Raw genomic sequence first — 1,185 nt, forward strand, 5'->3', positions numbered from 1 at the left:
AATCGATCGAGGACTTAACCAAAAAATTGAATGGTTTTCAATGACCCGTTTATCCAGTTTTGAGTGAATAAAAGTATTTATTTTACTAGAATCACTTGTAAAAAACTTGAGACTTGATATAATGAATCTTGTCTTAAAAATTGAATACCCAGTCCAGTGATAATGGCAAAGAGGTCACACCCGTTCCCATCCCGAACACGGAAGTTAAGCTCTTTAGCGCCGATGGTAGTTGGGGGATCTCCCCCTGTGAGAGTAGGACGTCGCTGGGCATTTACATCGGAGGATTAGCTCAGCTGGGAGAGCATCTGCCTTACAAGCAGAGGGTCGGCGGTTCGAGCCCGTCATCCTCCATTCTGATTTTTATAGATAATGCCGGTGTAGCTCAGTTGGTAGAGCAACTGACTTGTAATCAGTAGGTCGAGGGTTCGACTCCTTTCGCCGGCACCACTTCTTAAGAGCCATTAGCTCAGTTGGTAGAGCATCTGACTTTTAATCAGAGGGTCGTAGGTTCGAATCCTACATGGCTCACCATTTCTTATAATTAATTAGCGGGTGTGGCGGAACTGGCAGACGCACTAGACTTAGGATCTAGCGCCGCAAGGCGTGGGGGTTCGACTCCCTTCACCCGCACCATCCATATATTTTCATATGAGCGGAAGTAGTTCAGTGGTAGAACACCACCTTGCCAAGGTGGGGGTCGCGAGTTCGAACCTCGTCTTCCGCTCCATAGATTCATAATTGCCGGGGTGGCGGAACTGGCAGACGCACAGGACTTAAAATCCTGCGGTAGGTGACTACCGTACCGGTTCGATTCCGGTCCTCGGCACCATCTTTATAAAACAGTATATTTAGCGCCCGTAGCTCAATTGGATAGAGCGTCTGACTACGGATCAGAAGGTTGTGGGTTCGACTCCTGCCGGGCGCGCCATATTTTTTCATTTCGGGAAGTAGCTCAGCTTGGTAGAGCACTTGGTTTGGGACCAAGGGGTCGCAGGTTCGAATCCTGTCTTCCCGACCAGTTTTTTTATCCCTTTTAAGGGGCCTTAGCTCAGCTGGGAGAGCGCCTGCCTTGCACGCAGGAGGTCAGCGGTTCGATCCCGCTAGGCTCCATTTTGAACCTTGAAAACTGAACAGCAAAACGTCAACTAACAAAGCGGAACGTACTTCGGTGCCGGAAGCAAACTT

The 1,185-nt window shown here is 48.9% G+C and carries 9 tRNA genes and 1 rRNA gene; all 10 read left to right on the plus strand.

Features of this window, described 5'->3' with window-relative positions:
- Window positions 1-152: 152 nt before the first annotated feature.
- Window positions 153-269 (plus strand): 5S ribosomal RNA (gene rrf, locus B371_RS0100305).
- Between the two features lie 9 nt (window positions 270-278).
- Window positions 279-351, plus strand: a tRNA-Val gene (locus tag B371_RS0100310).
- Between the two features lie 20 nt (window positions 352-371).
- A tRNA-Thr gene (locus B371_RS0100315) sits at window positions 372-447 on the plus strand.
- A gap of 8 nt (window positions 448-455) precedes the next feature.
- Window positions 456-531 (plus strand) — tRNA-Lys (locus B371_RS0100320).
- A gap of 17 nt (window positions 532-548) precedes the next feature.
- A tRNA-Leu gene (locus tag B371_RS0100325) sits at window positions 549-633 on the plus strand.
- 19 nt (window positions 634-652) lie between these two features.
- Window positions 653-727, plus strand: a tRNA-Gly gene (locus tag B371_RS0100330).
- Window positions 728-740: 13 nt separating this feature from the next.
- A tRNA-Leu gene (locus B371_RS0100335) sits at window positions 741-829 on the plus strand.
- Window positions 830-851: 22 nt separating this feature from the next.
- Window positions 852-928: transfer RNA gene (locus tag B371_RS0100340), tRNA-Arg, on the plus strand.
- 13 nt (window positions 929-941) lie between these two features.
- Window positions 942-1,018, plus strand: a tRNA-Pro gene (locus B371_RS0100345).
- A gap of 19 nt (window positions 1,019-1,037) precedes the next feature.
- A tRNA-Ala gene (locus tag B371_RS0100350) sits at window positions 1,038-1,110 on the plus strand.
- The last annotated feature ends 75 nt before the right edge of the window (window positions 1,111-1,185 follow it).

It is taken from the genome of Paenisporosarcina sp. TG20 (assembly GCF_000286315.1).
Classification (GTDB): Bacteria; Bacillota; Bacilli; order Bacillales_A; family Planococcaceae; genus Paenisporosarcina.